The organism is Amycolatopsis sp. NPDC023774 (assembly GCF_040639695.1).
Classification (GTDB): domain Bacteria; phylum Actinomycetota; class Actinomycetes; order Mycobacteriales; family Pseudonocardiaceae; genus Amycolatopsis.
Genome location: NZ_JBFAAJ010000020.1, coordinates 40,947 through 63,827, shown reverse-complemented (window position 1 = coordinate 63,827; position 22,881 = coordinate 40,947). Strand labels below are relative to the sequence as shown.

The 22,881-nt window shown below is 68.6% G+C and carries 27 protein-coding genes; 18 read left to right on the top strand and 9 right to left on the bottom strand.

Features of this window, described 5'->3' with window-relative positions; all coding sequences use genetic code 11:
- Positions 1-28: 28 nt before the first annotated feature.
- Positions 29-487: a GreA/GreB family elongation factor gene (locus AB0F91_RS31880; protein WP_360603511.1), complete on the top strand. Its 459-nt coding sequence runs from the start codon at positions 29-31 to the stop codon at positions 485-487.
- Between the two features lie 78 nt (positions 488-565).
- On the opposite strand, the gene AB0F91_RS31875 is transcribed toward AB0F91_RS31880, so the two are convergent.
- The 3 genes from AB0F91_RS31875 to AB0F91_RS31865 all read right to left on the bottom strand — a co-directional run bounded on the left by AB0F91_RS31875 (position 566) and on the right by AB0F91_RS31865 (position 4,381).
- Positions 566-994: a hypothetical protein gene (locus AB0F91_RS31875; protein WP_360603509.1), complete on the bottom strand. Its 429-nt coding sequence runs from the start codon at positions 992-994 to the stop codon at positions 566-568.
- A 74-nt stretch (positions 995-1,068) separates the two neighbouring features.
- Positions 1,069-3,321: a LuxR C-terminal-related transcriptional regulator gene (locus tag AB0F91_RS31870; protein ID WP_360603507.1), complete on the bottom strand. Its 2,253-nt coding sequence runs from the start codon at positions 3,319-3,321 to the stop codon at positions 1,069-1,071.
- 85 nt (positions 3,322-3,406) lie between these two features.
- A complete protein-coding gene (locus AB0F91_RS31865) occupies positions 3,407-4,381 on the bottom strand; it encodes an alpha/beta hydrolase (protein ID WP_360603505.1) in 975 nt (324 codons plus the stop codon).
- Positions 4,382-5,075: 694 nt separating this feature from the next.
- On the opposite strand from AB0F91_RS31865, the gene AB0F91_RS31860 reads away from it, so the two are divergent.
- A complete protein-coding gene (locus AB0F91_RS31860; RefSeq protein ID WP_360603503.1) occupies positions 5,076-5,957 on the top strand; it encodes a hypothetical protein in 882 nt (293 codons plus the stop codon).
- A 1,051-nt stretch (positions 5,958-7,008) separates the two neighbouring features.
- Here the strand turns inward: AB0F91_RS31860 and AB0F91_RS31855 are convergent.
- On the bottom strand, positions 7,009-7,923 hold the full coding sequence (locus AB0F91_RS31855; protein ID WP_360603501.1) for a hypothetical protein: 915 nt from the start codon (positions 7,921-7,923) through the stop codon (positions 7,009-7,011).
- A gap of 51 nt (positions 7,924-7,974) precedes the next feature.
- Here AB0F91_RS31855 and AB0F91_RS31850 point away from each other — a divergent pair, with 51 nt between their 5' ends.
- On the top strand, positions 7,975-8,685 hold the full coding sequence (locus AB0F91_RS31850; RefSeq protein WP_360603499.1) for a hypothetical protein: 711 nt from the start codon (positions 7,975-7,977) through the stop codon (positions 8,683-8,685).
- A gap of 211 nt (positions 8,686-8,896) precedes the next feature.
- Here the strand turns inward: AB0F91_RS31850 and AB0F91_RS31845 are convergent, their stop codons facing one another.
- A complete protein-coding gene (locus AB0F91_RS31845) occupies positions 8,897-9,868 on the bottom strand; it encodes an LPO_1073/Vpar_1526 family protein (RefSeq protein ID WP_360603497.1) in 972 nt (323 codons plus the stop codon).
- Between the two features lie 58 nt (positions 9,869-9,926).
- Positions 9,927-10,193 (bottom strand): hypothetical protein, encoded by a 267-nt coding sequence (locus AB0F91_RS31840; protein ID WP_360603495.1) that lies wholly within the window; start codon positions 10,191-10,193, stop codon positions 9,927-9,929.
- Between the two features lie 322 nt (positions 10,194-10,515).
- On the opposite strand from AB0F91_RS31840, the gene AB0F91_RS31835 reads away from it, so the two are divergent.
- A complete protein-coding gene (locus AB0F91_RS31835; RefSeq protein WP_360603493.1) occupies positions 10,516-11,064 on the top strand; it encodes an HD domain-containing protein in 549 nt (182 codons plus the stop codon).
- On the opposite strand, the gene AB0F91_RS31830 is transcribed toward AB0F91_RS31835, so the two are convergent.
- Together AB0F91_RS31830 and AB0F91_RS31825 are read right to left on the bottom strand one after the other, a co-directional pair.
- On the bottom strand, positions 11,052-11,528 hold the full coding sequence (locus AB0F91_RS31830; RefSeq protein ID WP_360603651.1) for an NUDIX domain-containing protein: 477 nt from the start codon (positions 11,526-11,528) through the stop codon (positions 11,052-11,054). The two genes, AB0F91_RS31835 and AB0F91_RS31830, sit on opposite strands and share 13 nt — an antisense overlap.
- Before the next feature lie 5 nt (positions 11,529-11,533).
- Positions 11,534-12,271, bottom strand: a complete 738-nt coding sequence (locus AB0F91_RS31825) for a helix-turn-helix transcriptional regulator (RefSeq protein ID WP_360603491.1) — start codon at positions 12,269-12,271, stop codon at positions 11,534-11,536.
- 173 nt (positions 12,272-12,444) lie between these two features.
- On the opposite strand from AB0F91_RS31825, the gene AB0F91_RS31820 reads away from it, so the two are divergent.
- Positions 12,445-12,648: a hypothetical protein gene (locus AB0F91_RS31820; protein WP_360603489.1), complete on the top strand. Its 204-nt coding sequence runs from the start codon at positions 12,445-12,447 to the stop codon at positions 12,646-12,648.
- Here AB0F91_RS31820 and AB0F91_RS31815 read toward each other — a convergent pair.
- Positions 12,641-12,964, bottom strand: coding sequence for a winged helix-turn-helix domain-containing protein (locus tag AB0F91_RS31815; protein ID WP_360603487.1), 324 nt, complete (start codon positions 12,962-12,964; stop codon positions 12,641-12,643). The genes AB0F91_RS31820 and AB0F91_RS31815 overlap by 8 nt on opposite strands.
- Before the next feature lie 112 nt (positions 12,965-13,076).
- Between AB0F91_RS31815 and AB0F91_RS31810 the strand changes: the two genes are divergently transcribed.
- The 13 genes from AB0F91_RS31810 to AB0F91_RS31750 all read left to right on the top strand — a co-directional run bounded on the left by AB0F91_RS31810 (position 13,077) and on the right by AB0F91_RS31750 (position 22,601).
- The gene (locus tag AB0F91_RS31810) at positions 13,077-13,382 is read left to right on the top strand and encodes a hypothetical protein (protein WP_360603485.1); all 306 of its coding nucleotides are present in this window, start codon (positions 13,077-13,079) and stop codon (positions 13,380-13,382) included.
- Positions 13,382-13,783, top strand: a complete 402-nt coding sequence (locus tag AB0F91_RS31805) for a hypothetical protein (protein ID WP_360603484.1) — start codon at positions 13,382-13,384, stop codon at positions 13,781-13,783. The genes AB0F91_RS31810 and AB0F91_RS31805 overlap by 1 nt, the downstream gene beginning before the upstream one ends.
- Positions 13,780-14,208, top strand: a complete 429-nt coding sequence (locus AB0F91_RS31800; RefSeq protein ID WP_360603482.1) for an RRQRL motif-containing zinc-binding protein — start codon at positions 13,780-13,782, stop codon at positions 14,206-14,208. Before AB0F91_RS31805 ends, AB0F91_RS31800 begins: the two co-directional genes overlap by 4 nt.
- A gap of 91 nt (positions 14,209-14,299) precedes the next feature.
- Positions 14,300-14,554, top strand: a complete 255-nt coding sequence (locus AB0F91_RS31795) for a hypothetical protein (protein WP_360603480.1) — start codon at positions 14,300-14,302, stop codon at positions 14,552-14,554.
- Entirely contained in the window at positions 14,551-14,769 is a 219-nt protein-coding gene (locus AB0F91_RS31790) for a hypothetical protein (RefSeq protein ID WP_360603478.1), read from the top strand. Before AB0F91_RS31795 ends, AB0F91_RS31790 begins: the two co-directional genes overlap by 4 nt.
- A gap of 14 nt (positions 14,770-14,783) precedes the next feature.
- A complete protein-coding gene (locus AB0F91_RS31785) occupies positions 14,784-15,086 on the top strand; it encodes a conjugal transfer protein TraH (protein ID WP_360603476.1) in 303 nt (100 codons plus the stop codon).
- A complete protein-coding gene (locus AB0F91_RS31780; protein WP_360603474.1) occupies positions 15,086-16,183 on the top strand; it encodes a hypothetical protein in 1,098 nt (365 codons plus the stop codon). The genes AB0F91_RS31785 and AB0F91_RS31780 overlap by 1 nt, the downstream gene beginning before the upstream one ends.
- 17 nt (positions 16,184-16,200) lie before the next feature.
- Positions 16,201-18,384, top strand: a complete 2,184-nt coding sequence (locus tag AB0F91_RS31775; RefSeq protein ID WP_360603472.1) for a cell division protein FtsK — start codon at positions 16,201-16,203, stop codon at positions 18,382-18,384.
- Positions 18,385-18,664: 280 nt separating this feature from the next.
- A complete protein-coding gene (locus AB0F91_RS31770; protein WP_360603470.1) occupies positions 18,665-19,099 on the top strand; it encodes a hypothetical protein in 435 nt (144 codons plus the stop codon).
- Positions 19,100-19,163: 64 nt separating this feature from the next.
- Positions 19,164-20,126: a hypothetical protein gene (locus AB0F91_RS31765; RefSeq protein WP_360603468.1), complete on the top strand. Its 963-nt coding sequence runs from the start codon at positions 19,164-19,166 to the stop codon at positions 20,124-20,126.
- 58 nt (positions 20,127-20,184) lie between these two features.
- A complete protein-coding gene (locus AB0F91_RS31760; RefSeq protein WP_360603466.1) occupies positions 20,185-20,661 on the top strand; it encodes an NUDIX hydrolase in 477 nt (158 codons plus the stop codon).
- Complete coding sequence (locus AB0F91_RS31755; protein ID WP_360603464.1) at positions 20,658-21,605, top strand: bifunctional DNA primase/polymerase; 948 nt, start codon at positions 20,658-20,660, stop codon at positions 21,603-21,605. The genes AB0F91_RS31760 and AB0F91_RS31755 overlap by 4 nt, the downstream gene beginning before the upstream one ends.
- A 24-nt stretch (positions 21,606-21,629) precedes the next feature.
- A complete protein-coding gene (locus tag AB0F91_RS31750; RefSeq protein ID WP_360603462.1) occupies positions 21,630-22,601 on the top strand; it encodes an AAA family ATPase in 972 nt (323 codons plus the stop codon).
- Positions 22,602-22,881: the final 280 nt, after the last annotated feature.

Here is a 22,881-nt window from a genome sequence, read left to right as displayed (position 1 = left end):
CCGGTCCGCACAGCGGACAATGCCCGGCATGGTGATCTCAGGGGACAAGGGGCTCAGCGAGGCGGCGCGCCGCCAGCTGGAGAAGGAAATAGCCGACCTGCGCGCGCAACGGGCGGCGCTCGCACCGCAGCCCGGCGAGCAGGAACGCACGGGAGACGCGGCCGACCAGGCCGACGTGATCGACCGGGCCGAGGCCGCCGCGCGACTGGAGCGCCAGATCTCCGAGGTCGCCGCCAAGCTCGAACACGGCGCCTACAACAGCAACCTGCTCCCGGACGGCACGCGCGTCTCCCTGCGCTTCGCCGACGGGGACGAGGAAGTGCTCAACGTCGTCACCCTCCCGGGCGAGGACCTCGACTCGGTGACGTCGGACAGCCCCCTGGGCCTCGCCCTGGTGGGCGCCAAGGCCGGCGACAAGATCAGCTACCGCACCCCGCGCGGCGAAGCCACCGCCACGGTGATCGAGCTGACCCCGCCGGAGGACTGACCACTTCGGACTCCCCCGGATCGGGCTGCCCGGCATCACGCCTCGGCAGCCCGATCCTTCTTTTCGCCCGCTCGTTTTTCAGCGACGCTGGTCGAGCGTCTCCGGTCTGTACGCGTAGATCAGTCCCTCGTCGGCGATGACATGCCAGTCGGCGTCGCAGACACGGTCGGTGCGGTGCTCCTGGCCGGCGGGCCACCAGTCGGCCGACAGGGTCGCGCGGATCGCCGACGCGGGCCCCTTGACGCACGTCGCCGGCAGGCCCGAGTCGCCAGGGGTGTAGCGCAGGATCCGTTCGGACCCGGTGGTGCGGATAACCTCCGTGACGGCCGTCGCGTCGTCGGGGAGCCAGGACGGCAGGCGTGCGTCGGCGTCGGCCTTGCCGATGGCACCGGTGCCGGAGGAGACGTTCTTGACGTGTTCCGGCCCATCCGGCGCACACGCGGTGACGGTCGCCAGTGCCGCCGCGATCGCCGCGAACCAGATCGCGGTTTTCCCCATTTCGTTCATGCCACCGACTCAATCCGGGACCCGCAGGACCGGCATCGGCTTTCCGGCCCGCGGCCACGGGCCGGATGGCCGAGTCAGCGGGCCCGGCGCGTGATCCAAGTCGCGATCTGCGAGCGCGAGCGGAAGCCCAGCTTGTCGAGGATGTGGACCACGTGTGACTCGGCCGTGCGGCGGCTGATGACCAGGCGTTCGGCGATGCCCTTGTTGGACATCCCCTCGGCGACCAGGCGCGCCACCTCGTACTCGCGGCGGCTGAGTTCGGCGGGACGCTCGTCGGGTGTCTCACCGCCGAGCGCGAACGCGATCGCCGAGTCGAGATCGGACACCGCGGCGGCGCCCCGCTCGTAGGCCGGCCCGAACCGCGCGCCCAGCGCCGAAGCGACGTCGGCCACGCAAGCCTCGTGCACGTCGATCAGCCGGCCGAACCCGAACAGCGGCCGCCCGCCGACCAGCGGCCAGACGGCGGAAGCCGTGCCCAGCAGCTCGGCCGCGCGGTCCGGCTTCCCCAGCGCCGCGCTCGTCCACGCGAGGAACTCGACAGCTTTCGCCGCGCCCAGCACGTCGCCGAACGACCGGACCGAGCTCAGGGCCGCCGTCAGGTCGTCGGCGGCGGCGCTGAACGAGCCCAGCCGCCAGTGCGCCAGACCCCGGGTCCCGAGCAGACCGCCGCGGGAGAACTGCTCGCCGCACAACGCGAGCCCCCGCGACGCGACGGCAAGCGCCTCCTCGCCGTCGTCCCGCCAGACGGCCGTGTGCGCGGCGGCCAGGAGGATCTGCAGCAGCACCTCGCCGTCGGCGTCGGTCTCGGCTTCGCGGAACAGCGCGGCGGCCCGGTCGACCTCCCCGCCCAGGAACGCGCAACCGCCGAGCACGAGGCGCGCGTGGGCCAGCTCATCGGCGTCGTCGTGCTCCAGGGCCCATGCCTCGGCCTCCCGCCCCAGCGCGACCGCCTGTTCGCGGCCGCCCCGGAAGGCGAGCGACGAGGCCACGATCCACAACGCCCGCGCCCGGTCCTTGCCCGGCTCGGGGTTCAGCGCCAGCGCGCGCTCCAGCCAGTGCGCGCCCTCCGCGACGTGGCCGCAGAACAGCCACAGGAATTCCAGCGCCACCCCCAGCCGCAGGCCGAGGGCCGGGTCGCCGGCAAGGCTGTGCTCCAGCGCGGCGCGCAGATTCGGCAGCTCCGCGCGCACCCGCGCCGCCACGAGCGCCTGATCGGGGCCGTCGTCCCAGTCGTGCGCGGCCTGTTCGGCCAAGCCGAGGTAGTGGTCCCGGTGGCGGTCGCGCAGCTCTTCGCACACGCCGAGCTCCCGCAGCTTCACCTGCGCGTACTGCCGGATGGGCTCGAGCAGGCGAAAGCGCGTGGTGCCGGCAGGCCGTTCGGCCTGCACCACGGAGCTGCCGACGAGGCCGGCGAGCAGGTCGAGCACGTCGTCGCGCTCGATCCCGGCACCGGCGCACACGCGCTCCGCGGCCGTGACGTCGAAGCCGCCCGCGAACACCCCCAGCCGCGCCCACAGCAACCGCTGGCCCGAGCTGCACAGCTCATGGCTCCACTCGACAGTGCCCGCGAGCGTCCGGTGCCGCGCGGGCGCAACGGGGCTGCCGCGCCTGAGCAGGGCGAAGAAGTCGTCGAGCCGGGCCAGCAGCTCCTCGACGCTCAGCACCCGCAGCCAGCCCGCGGCCAGCTCGACGGCGAGCGGGATCCCCTCCAACCGGCGGCAGATCTGCACCACCTGGGACCAGTTTCCACTGTGGACGGTGAAGCCGGCGGACACGGCGGCCGCGCGATCGGTGAACAGCCGCACGACGTCGAGCGCCCGCGCGCCGGCGAGGTCACGCACCGGCGGCACGGCCAGCGGCGGCACCGGGAGCACGTGTTCGCCGTCGAGCCCGAGCACGTGCCGGCTCGTGGTGAGCACGCGCAGCCCCGGCACGGCCACGAGCAGCTCGTGCACCAGCGCGGCGAGCGCCTGGCCGAGGTGCTCGCAGTTGTCGAGCACGAGCAGCAGCTGCTTGTCGCCCAGGAACTCGACAAGCCGTGCGCAGGGATCGCCACCGGTGTCGCCGAGGCGGAGCGCCGCGCCGATCGTCTGCGCGAGCAGCGCCACATCACGCAACGCGGCGAGTTCGACGAGCCACACCCCGTCGGCGAAGGAGCTGCGCACCTCGGTGGCGGCCCGCAGCGCGAGCCGCGTCTTGCCGACGCCGCCGGTACCGGTGAGCGTGACCAGCCGGGCCGCGGCGAGCACCTTCCGCGTCGCTCGCAGCTCTTCGCCGCGACCGACGAAGCTCGTCACCTCCACCGGCAGTGCGCCCACCTCGGTCACTTCCCTCGTCCGGGGACCGGCCGAGGGCAAGGCTAACGCGCGCACTGCCAGTGGAGGGCTCGCCGGAGGGCAGCCGATGTGCGGTTCAGGACAGCAGGTGCTTCAGGTCCGCGGCCGCGTGGCGAAACTCGGCCCGGGTGCTCGGCACGTCGTGGATCGGGTTCAGCAGGGCCATGTCGTGGATCTGGCCCACATACTGCACCGAGATCACGTCGACGCCGGCCTCGTCGAGCTTGTGCGCGTACGCGACGCCTTCGTCGCGCAGCACGTCGTTGGACGCGGTGTGGACGATCGCCGGCGGCAGGCCGCGCAGCTGGTCCACCGGGGCCCGCAACGGTGAGGCGTACGGGTTGGCACGCGTGGCCTCGTCAGGCGCGTAGACGTCCCAGCCGAACTTCATGAACGCGCGCGGCAGGAAGCGGCCGTCAGCGAACTCGGCGTAGGACGCGGTGTCGACGCGCGCATCGGTGGCCGGGTACATCAGCAGCTGAGCCTTGATCGGCGGCCCGCCGTGGTCGCGCGTGTACATCGTGAGGGCGGCGCTGAGGTTGCCGCCGACGCTGTTGCCCGCCACCGCGAGCCGCGACGCGTCCAGCCGTTGCGAAGCACCTTCGCGCGCAACCCACTTCAGCGCGGCGAAGCACTCTTCGAGCTGCGTCGGGAACACGGCGTCCGGGATCGGGGTGTACTCCACGAACACCACGGCGTACCCCGTCGCGAGCACGAGGTCACGCGTGAGGCGGCGGTGGTTGTCGAAATCGCCCGCGATCCACACTCCGCCGTGCAGGAACAGCACCACCGGCAGCGTCTCCTGCGATCCGGCGGGACGCTGCACATAGAGCTTCGTGTGCACGCCGTCGACCTCGACGTCGCGTTCCTCGGTGTCGACCCCGCTCAGGTCGACGTCGACGGTCGCCTGCAGGCCACTGAGTGTGGCCCGCACCTGCTCACCCGGCAGCAGCCAGAACGGGTCGGGGTTCTTGTTGAGCTCCGCGAGGAACTCGCGGACACGTCGCTCGATGCGCGGGTCGGAGCCCGCGTCGGGTACGTCGGTGGTCATGTCAGTCCTCCTGACGTCTGCGTGCTGCGCGGCTCCGGAGCCTGGGACGTCACGAGTCTCGCGGCCTCGACGGTCGGCGGGCATCCGGCAAAACACGGACTTCGACGCCCGACCCACCCGAACGGGGCGCCGGTCCGCACAGCTGGGGGTCCGGCGCCGTCACGAGGTCCGGCGCCGTCACGAGCGATCAGGTGCCCCCTCGACGGGTGAACTCGGCGATCGAGAAGACCAGGCGACGCAGTCACCCACCACACGAATCAGGGCCCATCCGAGGTGTCTCGGATGGGCCCTGATCTGCGGAGCCGTGGGGGAATCGAACCCCCGACCTATTCATTACGCGCGCAATTCCTCGTCTGTTCTTGCAGGTCAGGGCACCTTTATTCGCCTGTAGAGCGGTACCCATGCGTGCACGAACGTCCACCAACGTCCGGGTCTGTGTCACGCAGTTAGTCAAGTATCCGGCCGACCACTCCGCCGTCCCGGCAACATCTGGAATAGCGCGATGGCTTTAAGGGCGCACGAGCCCGTGCGCCCGTGCGCACCGCACGAACGGATGCACGCTCCGACCACGCACGCGACGAGCGAGCCAGATCGTGGTGGTCGGCTTCGCCGCTTTCCCGATCACGACCTCTCGCCGGCCCGCGGCGTGCTACACACGCGGTGTGCCGAGATCCGTTTCCTCCCAGGAGCTCCCATGAACGACGACATGTCCCAGAACCTCGTCGTCTTCCGCGTCGCCGGCCTCGCCGAGCCGGTGCTGGCGAGCGCGCCCACGAAGGCCGACGACGCCGTGGAGCAGGCGTGGACGAGCGTGCGCAAGCAGCACAAGGTGCGTGCGTCGAAGGTTTCCGCCGTGTACAGCGAATGGGGGCCGTCCGCGGCCGACCTGAAGTTCATGGCCAAGAACTTCAAGAAGGCCGACTGCAAATACAGCTTCGCCCGCCCTGGCCCGGGCGGCTGGGAGCGCGCGTTCGCCGAAGCTCGCGCCGTGATGGCCGAAACGCACACGGCGCGGCAGCAGCAGGAGGAGCGCACAGAGGAGCTGTTGCCCGTGCTGTGGAGCGCGTCCTCGCCCAGCGCCGGGCTCCTCGACGCCTTGCCGCACCGGCCGCTCGTGCCCGGCCGGTTGTCGGTCGCGGTCGCGGCGGTGGGGCGGACGCCGAAGGGCAAGGTCGGCATGCAGCACGTGACCCGGCACGAGCAGGAGCAGATGGGCGTGCCGGTCGAGAAGCTCTTCGACGTCGCGTACGGTGCCTTGACCCGCGGCCTGAAGCTCGGCGTCCGCTCCTCCGGCGACGATGTGCTGGTGTCGGTGACCCGGGAGGCGCTGCTGGCCGCGTCCGCGGTCGCGTTGCCCGACCTGTACTCGCAGCTGTCCCCGCACTTCGGCGGCGGTGACCTGCTCGTGGGCCTGACCTGCCCGGACGAGATGGTCGTGGTCCGCGAGGACTCCGGATTGGCGGACGACGTGCTGCAGCAGGTGCTCAACTCGCCGCACGACACCATGGAGCTGGTCCCGTCGGTGCTCCGGCTCGGCCCCGGCGGGTTGGAGCTGCTCGCCGAACGGAGTCGTTAGTTGTCACCTCGTCGGGTGAACTTCACGAATCGGGCCGACGGGGACCGTAGTCCCTCACTTTGCCCCCAGAAAACGAATCAGGGCCCATCCGAAGTGTTCCGGATGGGCCCTGACCTGCGGAGCCGCCTGGGGGAATCGAACCCCCGACCTATTCATTACGAGCGCAAGTCCGGCGCTCGCTCACGTCGGATCGGCCCTGGTCGCTGACCGCGCGAACGTCCGTGGGCGTCCACGAAATTCCACAGGTTTGCACCTCGATTGTCACCCAGTTAGTCACCCAGCAGACGGCCCTCACCAAGGCAAGGTGGTCAAGTGAGGCTCTCACTTGGGCTAGCCGGAAGCGAGCAAAGCGGCTGGAACAGAGGGGGGTGAGCGGCGATCCCCCCTCTGTTCCAGCCTCTTCTGAGACACCTGTGACATACCGTTAGTGTGGGGAAAGACTGTCACACCAGGTTGTCACACCCCTGTCACACCTATATGTGCAGTTCAGAGGCCATAGAGTAACAGAGTGACAGGTGTGACAGTCGCGACCGGTCCCGGGTGTCACACCTGCAGCATGTGCACGGTTCGTGGTCAAAGACAGACGCGCCCCACGGCTCCTGAAACACCGGCTAGGCAGGCCTGAGGCCGCTCCGGAGGTCCAGCCACACCAACTCATGGCGATTGACGTGCGAGAGACGATCTCAGGGCGCGAAATTCGGCGCCGTCGCGCCGCTGAGTCGGCCGCTGAGCGTTGTCCGAGCCACCCAAGCAAACACCAGTGCGCAGCCGTCACCGTGCTCAGAGACGGCGTTGGGGAGGTGCGCAGGTCCTCACTCCGCTCTGTTCCAACCGCTTTGAGACACTAGTGACATAGAGTTAGTGGGGGAAAGACTGTCACACCGGGCTGTCACACCTCTGTCACACCTATTTGCGCAGGTCAAAGGCCACAGAGTGACAGGTGTGACAGGTTTGGCCGGTCACGGGTGTCACTCCCCTTCATGCATACGGTTGGTAGCCAATGACTAGCTGGCAACGCGCACCGGCAGTCAATCGCCCCGCATCCCTTTGCCTACTGATCGGGTTTCGCGCGTACGACGGACACTCGATGCCGGTATCGGCCCAGTTCAAAGGCTCGGTCCGCGCGCGCTTCGACGACCACGTCGGGCTCGACCGGCCAGTACGTGAAGTCCTCGGAACCTAGGAGGCCGGCGAGAATCCCGGACGCTCGCTGCGGTCCGCTCTCGGTGAGTCGAAGCCGACCGACAAGTGACACGAGCGCTGTCCGCGACAGCGGCCCTGAGAGGCCGACCGCGCGGACCTTCCCGCGCCGGTCTGTCTGGCCGAGCACCAGCGCGGTTGGCCGGTTGGGGCTGCCGGTCACGCCGAGCACGACCGCGTCGATGTCGTCGTAGTGGCGGACCTTGACCCATCCGGCGCGGCCACCGCGCAGCGGGTACCGGCTGGCCAGCGGCTTCGCCACGGCGCCCTCGATGCCGACGGCCGCCTGGTCCGCGCTGATCCACTCCTGCCCCTGGACGCGGTCGAGCGTGGAGATCATCAGCTGGACACCGGCGTTGCCCGCGCCGACCACCGCCGCGAGCCGCTCCCGCCGGCGCGACAGCGGCCACAGCCGCAGGTCGCGGCCGCGGACACCGAGCAAGTCGAACGCCACGAACACCACGGCGATGCCCTCGGCGCGGCGGCGGGCCGGGCCGTAGCCGAGCGCCGCGAATTCCAGCCGGCCTTGCCGGTAGGCGCACAGCTCACCGTCGAACACCACCCGGCCCAGCGCGGCCGCCGACTCAAGAACCCCGGGGAATCGGGCCGTGAGATCGCTGCCGGTGCGGGACTGCAGCACCCCGCCGGGCACGTGCACCACACACCGCCACCCATCCAGTTTCGGCGAGTACTCGAACGCGCCGACGGGCAGCACCGCGGCCGGCTCGACGACAGCGAGCTTCAGTGGCAGTTCCGGCACGGGCATGTGTCCATCGTCAACCCCGCTGACCAGCAGCGCAGCGCTAGACTCGCACACGTGTTCGAAGATCGGCGACCGCTTGGCGAGTACGGCGGCACGAACCTCCCGGTGCGGCCGGCGCTGCGCCATGAGCTGAACCCGGACGGGACGCTCACCGGCCACCCGCCGCGGCATTGCCCGCGTCGGCACCTCGTGCCCGACTCGGGCACGTTCTCGTGGATCGTGGCGCTGCGCCTGCATTCGCTCCTCTGCCATCGCTGCCGCGACGAGGGCCACCCAGATCACGAATGGGCCCTCATCGACCCAGCCTACGACCAGGCCGACGTGGAGAAGGCCTCGAAGGCGGGGCTAGAACTCCTCGCCGTACCCCCAGACGAGGCCGCCGGGCCCGGCAGGATCGAGCTGCACCTGGACGGCCACGCGATCGGCGCGGTCACGCTGGCGGTGTGCACCGCGGACCGCCTCGGGGTGCTTGAGCACGTCCAGGTCGACGACGAGCACCGGCGCCGCGGCTACGGGCGGATCCTCGCGCTCGCCGCGTTCTCCCGCCTGGACTGGGCCACCGGCGGGCCACCCTGGATGCGCGGTCACCGGCAGGTCCGGGCGCTCCGCGCGGTCCAGCACAGCGCCGGGTACACGTGGACCACCACGCTGATCGAAGACACCCTGCAAGCGCGGGGGTTCGCCGAGTGGTTACCGCTGCCGTCAGTGGGCGAACCGCAGTACTGCCGGCACATGCTCGACGCCGCCGCGCGGCTCACGTCGTAGGGCGGCCGGGGCGAGATTGACCGTCAGCCCGGGCAGCCAGCTGGGGAACTGACCAGCGGGGCTGACAGTGCTCTGGAACTCGGGTACCAGGCGTTCAGCGCCCGTCGCGCTTCCGCTTGCGCCTGCTTTGCAACATCGAGATCACTGACAGCAGAATGGCCAGGAGCGTGGAGATCGCACTCAGACGAGCGCTGAAGCAGAAACCAGAGCCCTAGTTCGCGCCAAGTTCATTGACCCAGATAGACAAAGGAGCTTTGTCCCCGACAACTCGTGACCAGTTTGCATGACCGATCGCAGTACCAACACTTGACAGGTACATTTCAGAGATACTGGTCTTTTGCCAGGTCTCAATTAGGTTCGGCCAAAATTCTCCCACTCCCCTTAACCACTTTTCAACCTGAGCCGGCTCCATTTTATAGCTCAACAGGAGATTTAGATATTCCGACTCATAGCGTTCAAGATCCAGCCTTCTCACGAGTTCCCTCGCCGCCGACTCTTGCTTCGCCCTAACTTGCCAGTGACTATCGTCGTGCAGACAAGGAATGAATAGCTGTTCCCGAACTCCGTCCGCCCACAATTCGGTAGGTACGGAATTCGCCTGGAATCCACGGTTAAACAGTCCCGGATAATTATCGGCAGCAAGTTGCCCAAGGCGATTCTCGGAAGCCAAGCTGGCGCAACCAGTGTACTGAATGTGCTGATACTCTGAATTGCTTACAGGCAATGAATCCACAAAGGGCGCGACGTTCTTGTTGGCCACTTGGATAAACTCCTCCAAAGAGTCCAACCCGTTAAATGACACCCGAGCAAAAAACCACGAGACAGTTACCGCAGCAATCTGACGAGCGGTTAGCTTGCGCACTGTCTCAAGAGACTCGGCAAGGACAACACGCTCAAGCTCACCATCAGTCGAGCTGCGCTGCACCAACAGGTCAGTCAACAAGCCTTTGAGTGAATCGTCACCAGAGCGGGCATAGTCTCTTTGTGCCAACAATAGGGAGTACTGAAAATCCGGGTCAGCAATCGCGGAGAGCCGCCCACCCCGATCGGCAGCTTTCTCAATGAACTCTTCCACCAGCTTCTCTGCCCTCATTGTCGCTAGACGTGAAGCCTCCTCGCTTAGCTTAGGGAAGTTGTCGCGAAATACCTGGCGAGCAATCTCGTAGACTTCCGGAGCAGACACCCCGCTGACGGTAACTAGATTGACCGTGTGCCCTTGCACGTTTGTGGAGCAGTCTCCACTACTCTGCTTCTGGGTCGACACTATCATGCTCCTTCACCCGATCAATCTTGAAATCCTTGATCTCAAGTTTCTCTGCTGATTGAAAATTTATCGAATTCTTGCCCGACTTTTGCCGCTGCGAGACATTTTTACCACCGTCGTCGCGTGAATTCTTGCGGTTGCGTCGCTGAATAAGCGCCCAGATACCTCCAACAATCGCAATGGGGAGACCAACGAACAGACCATCAAAGAGCCAGCCCTTATTAGCGTCAATCCAATGCAACACTGTTAGCCAACCTATTTGATTAAGTGGATCTTCAGCGACCTGGCCCCACCCAGAGGCAGTTCCCGAACTATGACAATTCTACAGGCCAGCTTCTGCACCCGCGCCCACAGTGGCCGAATCCAGCAATTTTGGAGCACGACCGCGCACTTTGGGAGCCCTACAGCAGCCCGTCCCGACTGCGGCACGGTCGGCCTGCCGCTCCGCCGGAGGTCGCCTTGAGTCCAGCACGCAGACGACGTCCCCGCATGAGAAAGAACGCAGCGATCTTGAGCCAGGCGAGCGTCATGGCTCCTGCATGCTGCCCCCTGTAGCGTTGGCAACCATGTTCACCGTCGACGAAGCTGCTGGCTTGGCCGAGAAATTGGTCGCTCCACTGGGTCGCCGCTGGCGCCATGTCCAGAGTGTCGCAGGACGTGCCCGTCAACTCTCAGTGGTCATTCCGGACACCGAGGGTGATGTTCTTGTCAGTGCCGCTTGGCTGCACGACATCGGCTACTCCGCGGAAATCGGATACACCCGGTTCCACCCACTCGACGGTGCCCGATACTTGCGCGAGCATGGGTGGCCCGATGATGTCGTGAACCTGGTTGCCCATCACTCAGGTGCTCGGTTCGAAGCCGAGGAGCGGGGTCTGGCCACCCAGCTCGACGAGTTTCCATTCGAGGACTCGGCGGCCTTGGACGCACTGGTGACGGCGGACCTGACGACGGGGCCAGGCGGTGAGCGCGTGACCTACGACGAACGAATCTCCGAGATCTTGAAGCGCTATCCGTCTGACGATCCCGTCCATCGGACGTGGGTCAAGGCTGCCCCGATTCTCAAGGAGTCCGTCCAGAGGACTGAGGCGCGGCTGGTCGGTCAGCCAAGGTAAGGCGACGTGCGCCCCGTGTCGAGTGCGTGGTCGATTCGCAGGCGCATTGACGGATGGATGTTGAGACCGTCTAGGTCAGCTGGCGGTACCCAACGCACGGCCTTGGTTTCCGTGCCGTCCTCCCTGGGTTGCCCGCCGACCCACCTACCCTCGAAACACAGGGAGAATTGCTGGCGGACCTCGCCGTCGTCGTACGCCATGACGTGCCTCGGATCCGTGTACGTGCCGACGAGGCGGACGATCTCGACGTCCACGCCGGTCTCTTCCTTGACCTCGCGGACAGCGGTATCGGTGATCCTCTCCCCCACGTCGTGCCCGCCGCCAGGGAGCGCCCACAAGTCGTTGTCGATCTTGTGGATGAGCAGCACCCGACCCTGGTCGTCGCGTACGACCACAGTCACGGACGGCACCACGCTGTTGGCGGCCGGCGCGTTCGGGTCGTCGAAGTAGTCGATGCGAGCCATCATCCCTACGCCTTCTCCGGGACGCCCAGGTCCCAGGTTCGTTCAAACGACCGCATGTAGTGCTCCCACATGTGGCCGTTCGGTCGTCGTTGCAGGTGCATCACCGGGCTTTGCCCCGCGAGGGCACCGAACGCGTGCCCGTTGACGAGCAGGTCTTCGTCAAATCGGTACAGCGAGTTGTAGAGGATCTCGCCGTGCGTGCGGACCTCGACGCCATCCAAGTCGACCACGTCCGCGAGGTAACGGCGCATCAGCTGCACGCGGCCTTCGAGGCCTCCCGGAGTGCGCTCTTCCACGGCTCGCTGGACAACCGCCGGCGCCGTCTCGTCGCCGACGAGCAGTCGAAACCGAACGCCCGCCGCGGCCTTCTGCCGCACCAGCGGCACGAAGTTGTACTGCTCGACGAGGAAGGCGCCCGAGAACACCAACACGTCCATGCTGTGCTGCACGCCGTTCAGCAACGCGTCCCACGCTGCGCCGGTGATCGCGGAACGTGACTCGTACAGGTGGAGGAGTTCAGATTCACTCTGCGCAGGACGGCTGTCTGCGGCCAGCGAGGGCCACAGGTCCTCTTCTCGACCACCAAGTACCGCCACAACCTTCTGCCGCGTCGAACGATGTGGCACGCGTTCTTTGCCGATCCAGCGGTCGACCGTTTTCCAGTCGACGCCGACCTTGCCAGCCAAGCTGTGAACGTCCAGGTTGGCGGCGAGCATGGCCGTCCGTAGGCGGTCATTGGCCACGTCGAACTCCCATCGAGCGCAGGGACGCTTGGGACGTTTTCGGGGGACGCGAGCGTCTCCTGAGACGTCCTGAAAGATCCCGGGAAGTGCGGTTCCGACGTCCCGTGAGCTGCGGTTTTCTTGGTACATACCGCCGAACGGATCGGCTGGAACCGACCGAGAAGGAGATCACCATGGCCCGCAAAACGACGCCGGTTGTCCAGGAGAAGAGCAGCAGCGCACGAGGAAAGGTCATCGGCACGCTGCTCATCTTGGGCCTGTTCGTGGTCGTGATCAGGCAGCCTGCAGAGGCCGCTAGCTTCGCCCGTGCGGCGTTCGGATGGCTGGGCAGCGTCGGAGATGCGCTCGCGTCATTCGGGCACGCCATCGCTAACTAGCTCCGCCTTCGATGCGCTCAAGCCGGGCGGAGAGATCCGCGACGGCAGCGCGCAGGTCGCGCAGCTGCGCCTCGACACTGGTCGACTCGTCAGGGACTCCGCTGACGAAAACCCCAACGGCAGGAGTGGTCGCGACCCAACCCTCGTCCTGCAACAACCGAACAGCTTTCTGAGCAGTCGCAAGAGCAACGCTGTGCTGTTCCGCAAGGTCTCGGTTCCCCGGAAGCTTGTCGCCCGTTTTCAAGGCTCCGCTCCGGATGTCGTGACGGATCGCCTCCGCCACGCGCTGATATGCAGCCCCGCCGATCGAGTCCATGTGATCAGCGTACCGCTCTGACACACACCGACATAGTTCACTCGAATGGCCGACTTGCAACTGACGCATGCTGACCTATGTTGAATTAGGTCAGACGATGAAAGGAGACCAGATGAGGTCCGCACACATCAGCCGTCGCCAGGCCGAAGCCGCGTTCGACGGCACGGACGAGTTCGACGTTCTGGCCGTTCAGGACGCCGCCGCGCGTGCCTCGGATCGCCGGGATCTGGAGGACGCGGCCGAAGAGCTGGAGCTGTATCTGGCGGCCACCGAGGTGGCCGCGATGCACGACTTCCTGCACGACTTCCGTGACCAGCGCGGCGCCGGCCGCCGGCAGCGCCGGGCCGGGCGCACGGTGCTCCGTTCGCTGCCGGTCCGAGCGCAGGCCACCCGCGCGATCGAGGACGAGGCCGCTTGATGACCACGCGCCTGATCTTCAACCCCGACGCGGCGGCTCACTCCGCCAAGAACGCGCTCGCCGCGCCGGGTTCCACCATCCAGCCGCAAGACCGCACGGAGGAACACCAGATGGTAGCCACGCACGAAGCCCCGCGCACCGCTGTCGACCAGCCGAGCGCGCCCGAGACTTACGTGTACACGCCGCACGAGCTGAACCGGCTGATCTCCCGCGAGATCGCCGGCCGCCTGTGCGAAATCGCGGACACCCTCACTGCGAACGCGGATTTCCTGCTCGCCAACGACGACGTTCCGGCCTCGATCAAGCAGCCCCGCGCCGGGGTGTACCGCGACGTCGCGTTGCAGCTGATCAAGCTGGCCGGGGACGAGTTGCACGGAGCCTGGGCGGGTGAGCTCCGGTGAACCCCCGCAACGGCAAGCAGCAGATCACGAGGGTGTTCGACGGCCGCACCCACCACGTGTGCCTTTGTCGCGGGTTCCGCGACGGGCTGCCGGTGTTCGGCTGGGGCGAGGCCCCTTCGACCCTGCTGACCAAGGGCCAGTTGCGGGAGGCCAGGTTGCGGCCCAACGGGCAGGACCCGGTGGCGCTGCTCGTGTTCCGCCACGTCAAGCCCTACGCCCGGGAGACCGTCGCGGAGCTGTTCTCCGTCGAGTTGGCCGCCCCTAAACGCACCGCGGCGCCGGGGCAGATGGTTCACGCGATGGAGGCCCGCCGCACCTGCGTCGACTGCACCGAGGTCCAGGACTACTGCGTCCCGACCAGCACCCGCCAGTGCTGGGCCTGCTTCGAGATCGAGCAGGCCGACCGGCTGGGGGTGGCCGCGTGAGCGACTCCGGTGTGTTCCACGACCAGGTCCAGTCCCAAGAGGAAGAGATCGACCGCGCCCGGGCCGAAGCCGCCCGCAAGGAGGGAAACCGATGAGCACACCGCCGACCAGGCCGGACCACTTCCGGGCCGCACAGAACCTGCTCAACTGGATCGCCGACGACGAGACTGGCCAGCTGTCGATCGAGAAGCGCACCGAGATCGCCGCCCGGGCGCAGGCCCACGCGACGCTCGCGCTGGCCGCGGCGACGGCGCTCGGGGCGCGGATGAATAACGGAGCGTCGGCCGCGGACGGCGCCGGCTGGGCCGAGATCGCCGCCGCGCCGAAGCGAGGTGGCCGCTCGTGACCACCTTCGACGTCTTGCAGCGCTACGGCACGTTGGCGCTCATCCGCCACACGGTCACGGTCCTGCTGTTCCTGGTCCTGCATCTGATTCGGATCCCGCTTGTGCTGATCGTGCGGATCCTGGCCGAGGTCATGGGTGAGCTGGACCGCTGCGCCACCGCGCAGGCCTCCCGTCCGCCTCGCGGCCCGATCAACCAGTTCTTTCCGACTGACTGACGGAGGTGACCGACATGACCACTCGACACACCACCTGCACCCGCACCGAGGCCGCCACGCAGTGGATCGCCTGGCACTTCGCGGAACTGCTCGCTGTCGCCGCCCCGCTGGTCCTGGGCTGGCTGCTCGCCGGCTGGATCGCCCTCGGCTCGGTCGCCACGGCCGCGGCGTGGGGCGCGCACGAGCTGCACACCCGCCGCACCCGCGCCGCCCTCACCAGTGGCCCCGGTCCGCGGCAGATCAGCAACGACAACACCGACGAGAGCGCCCCGGTGCAGGTGGCCGGGGGACGTGACGAGAACAGGGAGGGCGCGTGATGAGCACCTGGGCTGAGAACCGGCGCGCGGACCGCATCGCCGACGCCGAGCAGCGCCGCGCGGACGCCGCCGCCAAGCTCGACCGGACCCTGACCGCCGCCGCCGCGCAGGCCGAGCAGCGCCGCGCCGACCAGGCCGCCGCCGCGGGCCTCGCCAAGGCGCGCCGCGCCGACCGCAAGGCTGCTCGCGCCGCCGCGTTCGCCCGGGTGACCGGGTGGGTGGACGCGAACCGGGTCAAGCTGCCGATCTACCTGCTCGCGATGGTGTCCGCGGTCATGGCGATCCCCGCGATGGCCGGCTACGGGCAGGACACCTACGGCGACTGGACCGGCAACGCGCTGCCGGCCCTGTCGGAGCTGGGCATGTGGGCCTTTGCGCTCGCGGTCGAGGTTTCGGCTCGCCGGCACCCGGACCGTCCGACGTGGGCGCTCAAGACCGGGGTGTGGCTGTTCTCCGGGGTCGGGTTCGCGCTCAACGTCCTGCACGGGCTGCACCGCGGGTGGGACGCCGCCGTGGTCATGGGCATCGTGTCCGTGGCCGGGGTGATCGCCCACCAGATCGCCGTGGCCTCCCCGCGCCGCTCTCGCGCCGAGCGGGACGAGGCGAAGATCGAGCGACAGGCAACCCGCAAGATCGCCAAGGTGCGCACCGCCGCGGTGCGCCACGCGGTTGCCGAGATCGACGAGTTCGGTGACGCCCGCCTGGTGTTCGACGCCGGCCACTTCACCCTCACCCGCCGCCCGCTGCGCCGCCCGACGCTCACCCCGGTTGGTGAGGTGCTGGCCGACGAGATCGGCACGTGGCTCGCCACCCAGGACCGACCCGCCGCACCGGCCGACCAGGTCGAAGACGACCCGATCGTGGACGCCCCGGTGCAAACCCTCGACCACCCCGACGACCAGCAGGAATCCACCCCGACCCACCCGGCGCCGAAGGTGCGCACGTTCGAGGACGCCCGCGCCGACTTCTACGCCGCGCTGGCCGACCCGACCGTGGAGATCAACCCGAAGTCGGCCAACTCGATCCGCACCACGCTCCGCTGCAAGGCGGAGTGGGCCCGCAAGCTCCGCGACGAGTTCAAGGCCAACCACCAGTGACCCGGGAGGACACCACCATGAACACCCACGACACCACCACCCCGGCCGCCGGCGAGCTGGCCACCATCCACCAACTGCCCGTGCGCGTCGAGCACGGCGAGGCGATCGAGCCCGACGAGATCCTCACCGACGCCGAGTACCGGGCGCGCGTGACGCAGAAGGAACTCGCGCAAGCCCGCTGGGCCGGCTACCGCAACGACGCGGTCGTGGTCGCCCGCACCGCGAAAAAGGTCGCCAGTCACGAGCGGACCAAGGCCCTGGTCGGACACGGCATGACCGTGGTCGCCGGACTCGACTCGTGGCGCGGCCGGGCGTGGGACGCCTCGACCATGGGCGTCTACCGCCGCCAGATCAAGGCCGCCGAAGCCGTCGGCGACCGCGAACAGGTGAAGGAATGGCTGGAACGCATGGAAACCGTCAAGGAAGCTCGCCACCGCCGGATCATGGAACTGCCCGAGCTGATGAAGCGGCTGATGAAGGTCGGCGCGATCTCCCTGGCCGCGGCGGTGGTCATGGTGCTGCTCATCGGGATCCTCGTGCAGGTCTCCGGCGCCGGCGCGTTCACCGGCGTCATCGGGGGCGTGTTCGACGCGCTGCGCTGGATCTTCACCGCGATCGCCTGGACCTGGACCCCGCTCGTGGCGGTCGCGCCGTGGGTGGTCGCCGCCGGCGTGGTGCTGGGTGCGTACCGGGAAGGCAAGCAGCGCGGGAAGGTGCCGGGCTGGTTGGCCACCAACCGCGGCGCGGACGCTGACCTCACGATCGACGAGACCACCATCGCGCAAGCCCTTGCAGCACTGCGGATCCCGCAGATCACGAACTACCTCAAGGAAGGCTTGCCGATGCAGTACCTCACCCCGGCCCGTCGCGACGGGCGCGGCACCCACGCCGTGGTGCGCCTGCCCGCCGGTGTGACCGCGGAGAAGATCGCGCGTCGTCGTGGTGATCTCGCGACCGGGCTGCACCGTCTGTCCAAAGAGGTGTGGCCCACCACGGGCAGCGAGGAGGGCATCTTGGACCTGTGGGTGGCTGACAAGGGCGCGCTCGCGGAAGGTGCTGGCGCGTACCCGCTGCTCGACGGCGGGCTCGTGGACGTGTTCAAGGGTGTCCCGTTCGGACGGACGCTGCGCGGGGAACCGATTCTCTGCCCGGTGATCGAGCGCAACACGATAACCGGCGGTATTCCCGGTCAGGGCAAGTCGTCCGCGGACCGCGTGATCGCGATCGGCGCCGCGCTGGACCCCACGGTGGAGCTGCGGATTTGGGTGCCGGACGCGAACTTCGACTTCGAGGTATTCGCCCCGCGCTGCTCCCGCTACGTGATGGGTGCCGAAGACGAGAAGATCGCGCAGATTCTCGCTGACCTGCGGGAGTTGCACGCCGAAGTGCAGGCTCGCGGCGAGCTGCTCGTGAAGTACGAGATTCCCGCTGTCACCAGGGAATACGCGTCCAAGGGCGTCGGGCTGCACCCGATCTTCTGCGTGCTGGAAGAGGCGCACGTCGCCATTCAGCACCCGACGTACGGCAAGGACATCGCTCAGCTTCTGGTCGACATCGTGCGCCTGGGCCGTAAGCGCGCCATCCACATGATCGTGTCGACGCAGGCGCCGACGAAGGACAGCATGCCCAGGGACGTGACGCGCAACTGCTCGAACGGTATCGCGTTCGCCGTGGGCGACCACGTCGCCAATGACGCGCTGCTCGGGCAGGGCGCCTACGCCGCAGGTCACCGCGCCACGGAGCTGATTCCGGGCACTGACAGGGGAACCGCTGTCGTCAAGGGGTTCTCCGGTGAGCGCTCGGAGATCGTACAGGTGTACTTCCTCGACGTCGCCAAGGACAACGACCAGGTCACCCCGCTGATTGAGCGGTCGCTCGCCGCGCTCAAGGGCAGTCACGTCCCCGGCGCCGACCGTCCGACCAGCCTGATCGAGGCACCGGCGCCGCGGGATCTGCTCGAAGACCTCGACGAGGTGCTCAGGGACGTGACCGAACCCCTGGCCGCAGCCAAGGTCGCGCCCCTGCTCATCGCGCTGGACGGGCGCGAGTACGCGGGGCTCGACGGCACCAAGCTGCGTGCCCTGCTCGCCCAGCGGGGCGTCAAGGTGCCCAGCACGGGCAACCGCTACCCCATCGACCCCGTCACGATCCGTGAGGCTATGGCCGCACAGGCGACCAGCGACCTCGACGAAGACGAGTAGCCCGAACCGGGCCGGGTTAGGTCCGCACACCGGCCGCGAAGTTTGCCCGCAGACCCGCAAACCACCGGTCTCACGGCGGACCTAACCCACCTCACTCGACTAACTTTCCGCAGCTCACCGCCGACCTGGGAGATCTCACCCGCCGGGTTAGAAACCTAACCCGAAATCCAGCACCTCACTCCCGACCTCACCCGCCTCGCGACACCCACACCGAGTGCTCGCGCCAGCCGATCCATGCCAAAAACTGTCACGCACCGTCACCAATGAGAGGACACTCGACATGGGATGGTTCAGCCCCCGCCGCAACCCGCAAGACCCTCACCAGCTCCGGATCGCCGTGCACGAGCTTGGGCACGCCGCTGTCTGGGCCGACGCCGGACTCACGATCACGGAGATCGTGCACAGCGGCGACGACGGCCACTGCTCCGTGGAGTGGGACCCCAATAACCTCGCCGGCTACGCAGTGGGTTGCTGGGGCGGCTTCGAGGCCGAAGACCGCTGGCTGCGCCACCACCGCAGTGGTCACGCCAGCCGCGGCAACGCCGGCTATGACATCCGCAACTTCCGCCACGTCAGCAAGGGTCTGGACACCCGGCTGTCGGAGGGCAAGGCGCGGTCTCTGGCCCGCGCGGCGGTCGGCCGCCACTGGGACCGCATCAACACCCTCGCGCCACGGCTGATCGCCGCTGGGCGGCTCACCAACATCCGGCTCTGACCGCACGCGCTCGCCGAACACCGCTCGTGTCGACCACACCTCACGCTACGGAAGGGAAAACCGCATGTGTCGCTCATCCGCCCACGGTGGCCGCCGCTGCGCCGGCGGATCCAGCCGAAGCCGGACCCACGCCGCGATCCGACAGCGCGTCTCCCGCGCCTGCCACGCCGCCGCGCAGGCCGCAGCCGCCGGCGACACCGAAGCCCTGGCCAGCGCGAACGCCCGACTCGACCAGGCCCGCAGCGACCTCGACGCCCACAACACCGCCCACCAGGCCGAGCAGGAGCCCCGCATGGAGCAGCACGAGCAGCCCACCCCGGACACCGCAGCTCAGGCGGGGGACGTGACACCGAAAAAGGCGGCACCGTCCACTCCGAACACCCCGCCTGCGGCGAAAACCCCCAAGCGCAAGGCGAAGCAGAGCAGTACGCGCCGTCAGCCCCGCAAGAGCGATGGCACCCGCCGCCGGTCGCGCTCGACGTCGGACGTCGTCGAGCACCCCCGCTCGACGAACACCACGCCGCCGAACTGGATGCAGGACGTCGACACTTCCGCGCGCGACGAGGTCCTCGCGCTCTGGGGAGCGTTCAAGGCCCCCGAACGCGCCGCCGCGCAGGAGTCCACTGCCGACACCCCGCCGCCGGCGAGCGAGAACCACCAGGCCCCGCCGCGCGAGTCGCACAGCGACACCAGCACGGAGCAGCCGCACGAGCAGCAGACCACCAGCGACCAGCCGCGCGTCACCGAGTACACCGCACCCGACGGCACGCGCTTCACCAACTACGCCGCGCCCGGCGCCACCGTCGGCGAGCAGGTCAGCGTCAACCACGGCTCGACCACGTTCACCTCCGGTGGCGGCTTCGACCCGTTCAGCGGGCCGGGCCGCTCGACCCGCCGCGCACCGGATTCTGGCTCGTCGAGCCACGACAGCACGACGTCCGGTGCGACCAACGTCGCCGAAGGAAACGACTACGTCGAGCAGCAGATCGGCATCCAGTTCGGCCGCACCCACCGCCGCAACGACTGAAACCCCTGCACCGGAAGGGGACGTGACACACCACCACCGCACGAAGGGAACCGATTTGATGGCTGACACCCACGACACCGTCGAGCAGGCCCGCCTCACCGGCGACGTCGTCGCCTTCGCCCACCGCGCCGGCATCTGGCACGTGCTGCTCATTCAGCGCCGCTGGGACCCGTTCGAGAGCTACTGGGCACTCCCCGGCGGCCACGTCGACCCCGGCGAGACCTTCCGAGACGCCGCGCTGCGCGAGTTCCACGAAGAAACCGGCCTGCTGGTCGAGCGGTTCGGCGAGGTCGGCGTGTACGACCAGCCCGGCCGCGACCCCCGCGGTCGCTACGTGACCGGTGCGTTCTGGACCGTGCTGCACACCCTCGTGCGCCCCACCGCCGGCGACGACGCGCGGCTCGCCCGGTGGCTCTCGCTCGCCTGGGTGCTGCGCAACCGCGACCGGATCGCGTTCGACCACCCCCGCATCATCACCGACGCCGCCCACCGAGTCGACCTGCTGACCACGACCGGACCGGAGGAAACCCGATGACCACAATGGACACCGAACTCATGACGGCCGCGCTCGACGCCGCAGCCCGCGGATGGCACGTCTTCCCGCTCCGGCCCGGCACGAAGCGGCCCGCGGGGCACGGCGAGCACGACTGCCTGGGGACTGGCCGGTGCGGCGACGGGCACCGCACGTGGGAGCAGCGCGCCACCACCGACCCGGACAAGATCCGCGCCGCCTGGTCGCACGCCCCGTACGGGATCGGGATCGCCACCGGCCCGTCCGGGTTGTGCGTGATCGATCTCGATACCGCCAAGCCCGGCCAGCAGGTGCCGGCGCGGTGGGCCGCGGAACGGGTGGACTGCGGGGAAGACGTGCTCGCGACCCTCGCCGCCGACGCCGGCGAAGAGCTGCCGGGCAACACGCTCACCGTGCGCACCCCCTCGGGCGGTCTGCACCTGTACTACGCGGCGCCGGGGGACGTGACGTTGCGCTCCACCGCGGGCGAGCGCGGCAACGGGCTCGGCTGGAAGGTCGACACCCGCGCGTGGGGCGGCTACGTCGTCGCCCCGGGCACCCCGATCGGCGCCGACCGCTATGGGTTTCTGTTCGACGGCCCGGTCGAGCCGCTGCCCGCGTGGCTGGTGCAACGGCTCACCCCGAAGCCGCTGCCCGCGCCGCCGGCGCTGCCGGTGCGGCCCGCGCACAACCGGCGCGACAAGTACCTGACCGCCGCGATCAAGGCAGAGGCCGGGAAGGTCGCCGACGCCAGCACCAACCGCAACGCCACCCTCTACGGCGCCGCGCTCGCGCTCGGGCAACTCGTGGCCGGCGGCGCGCTGACCGAGGACGAGGTGCGCGCCGCGCTGCTCACGGCCGCGGGCCGGCACATCGGCACCGACCAGTTCACCCGCCGCGGGGCCGAAGCCACGATCACGTCCGGTCTCCGGGCCGGCCGCAACCGGCCCCGCACCGTCGCCGCCTGACCGCCGATCCCGAGGGAGACCACCATGACCACACCCCGGCCTTTGACCGCCGTGCCGACACCGCCCGCCCGCCGCACCCGGTGGACGGACGCGGACCTGATGCGAGAGGAGTTCCCGCCGCCGAAGTGGGCCGTTCCCGGCCTGCTCGCCGAAGGGGTCAACCTGCTGGCCGGCGCGCCGAAGCTGGGCAAGTCGTGGCTCTCCCTCGGGCTCGGGGCCGACATCGCCAACGGCGACTGCGTGCTCGGCTCGATCGAAGTCGAACGCGGCCCGGTCCTCTACTGCGCTCTGGAAGACACCGGCCGTCGGTTGCAGCGTCGCCGGAAGCAGCAAATTGCCGCAGGCGGCCGGGCCGCGAAGATGCTCACCCTCGAAACCGCCTGCCCCACCATGACCGCCGGTGGCGAAGACGTCCTGCGGGAATGGCTGGAGGACAACCCGACGGCGCGGCTGGTAATCATCGACACCTTCGAGAAGATGCGCGGCGCGGTCATCCCCGGCGTGTCCGCCTACAGCGGCGACTACGCCGCCGGCGCCCGGTTCAAGCAGCTCGCCGACGAGTACAGCGTCCCGTTCCTGCTCATCCACCACGTCCGCAAACAGGGCGCCGACGACTGGCAGAACCTCGTCTCCGGCACCGCCGGGCTGACCGGTGCCATGGACGCCACGCTCGTGCTTGAACGCGGCCGGGGGCAGGCCGACGGGGTGCTGCACGTAACTGGCCGCGACGTCGAAGAAGCCGACTACGCGATGACCTTCGACGCCCACGCCGGCGCCTGGACCAAGCTCGACGGCCCCGCCGCCGATCACCTGGTCGCCGACACCCGCGCCACGATCCTGCGCCTGCTGCGCGACCACGGCCCGCTCACACCGAAGGCGATCGCCGAAGCCCTGGAGCTCAACCCGAGCACGATCCGCCAGACCTGCAAGCGCATGGCCGACGACGGGCAGCTGCACAAGACCACCGGCGGCGAATACAGCGCCCCCCAGCAGTAGCCACAGCGGTGACACCCCTGCCCTGTCACACCTGTCACCGCTGTCACTCCCGGCGCTGACCAGCACGAACAGGTGTGACAGCAGGTGTGACACCCGCGGGACCTGTCACACCCCGGCCGTCACGGTGACACCCGTGACCACCCTGCACCTGTCACACCTGTCACCGCTGTCACTCAACCGCCCCTGAACAGCACAAACACCTGTGACAACCCGAGTGACACCCCGCCAGGACTGTCACTCCAACGAGAGGAGACGACCCGTGTTCGTGGCTACCACACCC

What these genes read in the sequence shown, in the direction of transcription:
- AB0F91_RS31765 (WP_360603468.1), top strand. Translation starts at nt 19,164, where the DNA reads ATGTGTCGCTCATCCGCCCACGGTGGCCGCCGCTGCGCCGGCGGATCC.
- AB0F91_RS31835 (WP_360603493.1), top strand. Translation starts at nt 10,516, where the DNA reads ATGTTCACCGTCGACGAAGCTGCTGGCTTGGCCGAGAAATTGGTCGCT.
- AB0F91_RS31780 (WP_360603474.1), top strand. Translation starts at nt 15,086, where the DNA reads ATGAGCACCTGGGCTGAGAACCGGCGCGCGGACCGCATCGCCGACGCC.
- AB0F91_RS31880 (WP_360603511.1), top strand. Translation starts at nt 29, where the DNA reads ATGGTGATCTCAGGGGACAAGGGGCTCAGCGAGGCGGCGCGCCGCCAG.
- AB0F91_RS31760 (WP_360603466.1), top strand. Translation starts at nt 20,185, where the DNA reads ATGGCTGACACCCACGACACCGTCGAGCAGGCCCGCCTCACCGGCGAC.
- AB0F91_RS31755 (WP_360603464.1), top strand. Translation starts at nt 20,658, where the DNA reads ATGACCACAATGGACACCGAACTCATGACGGCCGCGCTCGACGCCGCA.
- AB0F91_RS31860 (WP_360603503.1), top strand. Translation starts at nt 5,076, where the DNA reads ATGAACGACGACATGTCCCAGAACCTCGTCGTCTTCCGCGTCGCCGGC.
- AB0F91_RS31770 (WP_360603470.1), top strand. Translation starts at nt 18,665, where the DNA reads ATGGGATGGTTCAGCCCCCGCCGCAACCCGCAAGACCCTCACCAGCTC.
- AB0F91_RS31875 (WP_360603509.1), bottom strand. Translation starts at nt 994, where the DNA reads ATGAACGAAATGGGGAAAACCGCGATCTGGTTCGCGGCGATCGCGGCG.
- AB0F91_RS31750 (WP_360603462.1), top strand. Translation starts at nt 21,630, where the DNA reads ATGACCACACCCCGGCCTTTGACCGCCGTGCCGACACCGCCCGCCCGC.
- AB0F91_RS31865 (WP_360603505.1), bottom strand. Translation starts at nt 4,381, where the DNA reads ATGACCACCGACGTACCCGACGCGGGCTCCGACCCGCGCATCGAGCGA.
- AB0F91_RS31810 (WP_360603485.1), top strand. Translation starts at nt 13,077, where the DNA reads ATGAGGTCCGCACACATCAGCCGTCGCCAGGCCGAAGCCGCGTTCGAC.
- AB0F91_RS31785 (WP_360603476.1), top strand. Translation starts at nt 14,784, where the DNA reads ATGACCACTCGACACACCACCTGCACCCGCACCGAGGCCGCCACGCAG.
- AB0F91_RS31855 (WP_360603501.1), bottom strand. Translation starts at nt 7,923, where the DNA reads ATGCCCGTGCCGGAACTGCCACTGAAGCTCGCTGTCGTCGAGCCGGCC.
- AB0F91_RS31820 (WP_360603489.1), top strand. Translation starts at nt 12,445, where the DNA reads ATGGCCCGCAAAACGACGCCGGTTGTCCAGGAGAAGAGCAGCAGCGCA.
- AB0F91_RS31795 (WP_360603480.1), top strand. Translation starts at nt 14,300, where the DNA reads ATGAGCACACCGCCGACCAGGCCGGACCACTTCCGGGCCGCACAGAAC.
- AB0F91_RS31805 (WP_360603484.1), top strand. Translation starts at nt 13,382, where the DNA reads ATGACCACGCGCCTGATCTTCAACCCCGACGCGGCGGCTCACTCCGCC.
- AB0F91_RS31815 (WP_360603487.1), bottom strand. Translation starts at nt 12,964, where the DNA reads ATGGACTCGATCGGCGGGGCTGCATATCAGCGCGTGGCGGAGGCGATC.
- AB0F91_RS31775 (WP_360603472.1), top strand. Translation starts at nt 16,201, where the DNA reads ATGAACACCCACGACACCACCACCCCGGCCGCCGGCGAGCTGGCCACC.
- AB0F91_RS31830 (WP_360603651.1), bottom strand. Translation starts at nt 11,528, where the DNA reads ATGGCTCGCATCGACTACTTCGACGACCCGAACGCGCCGGCCGCCAAC.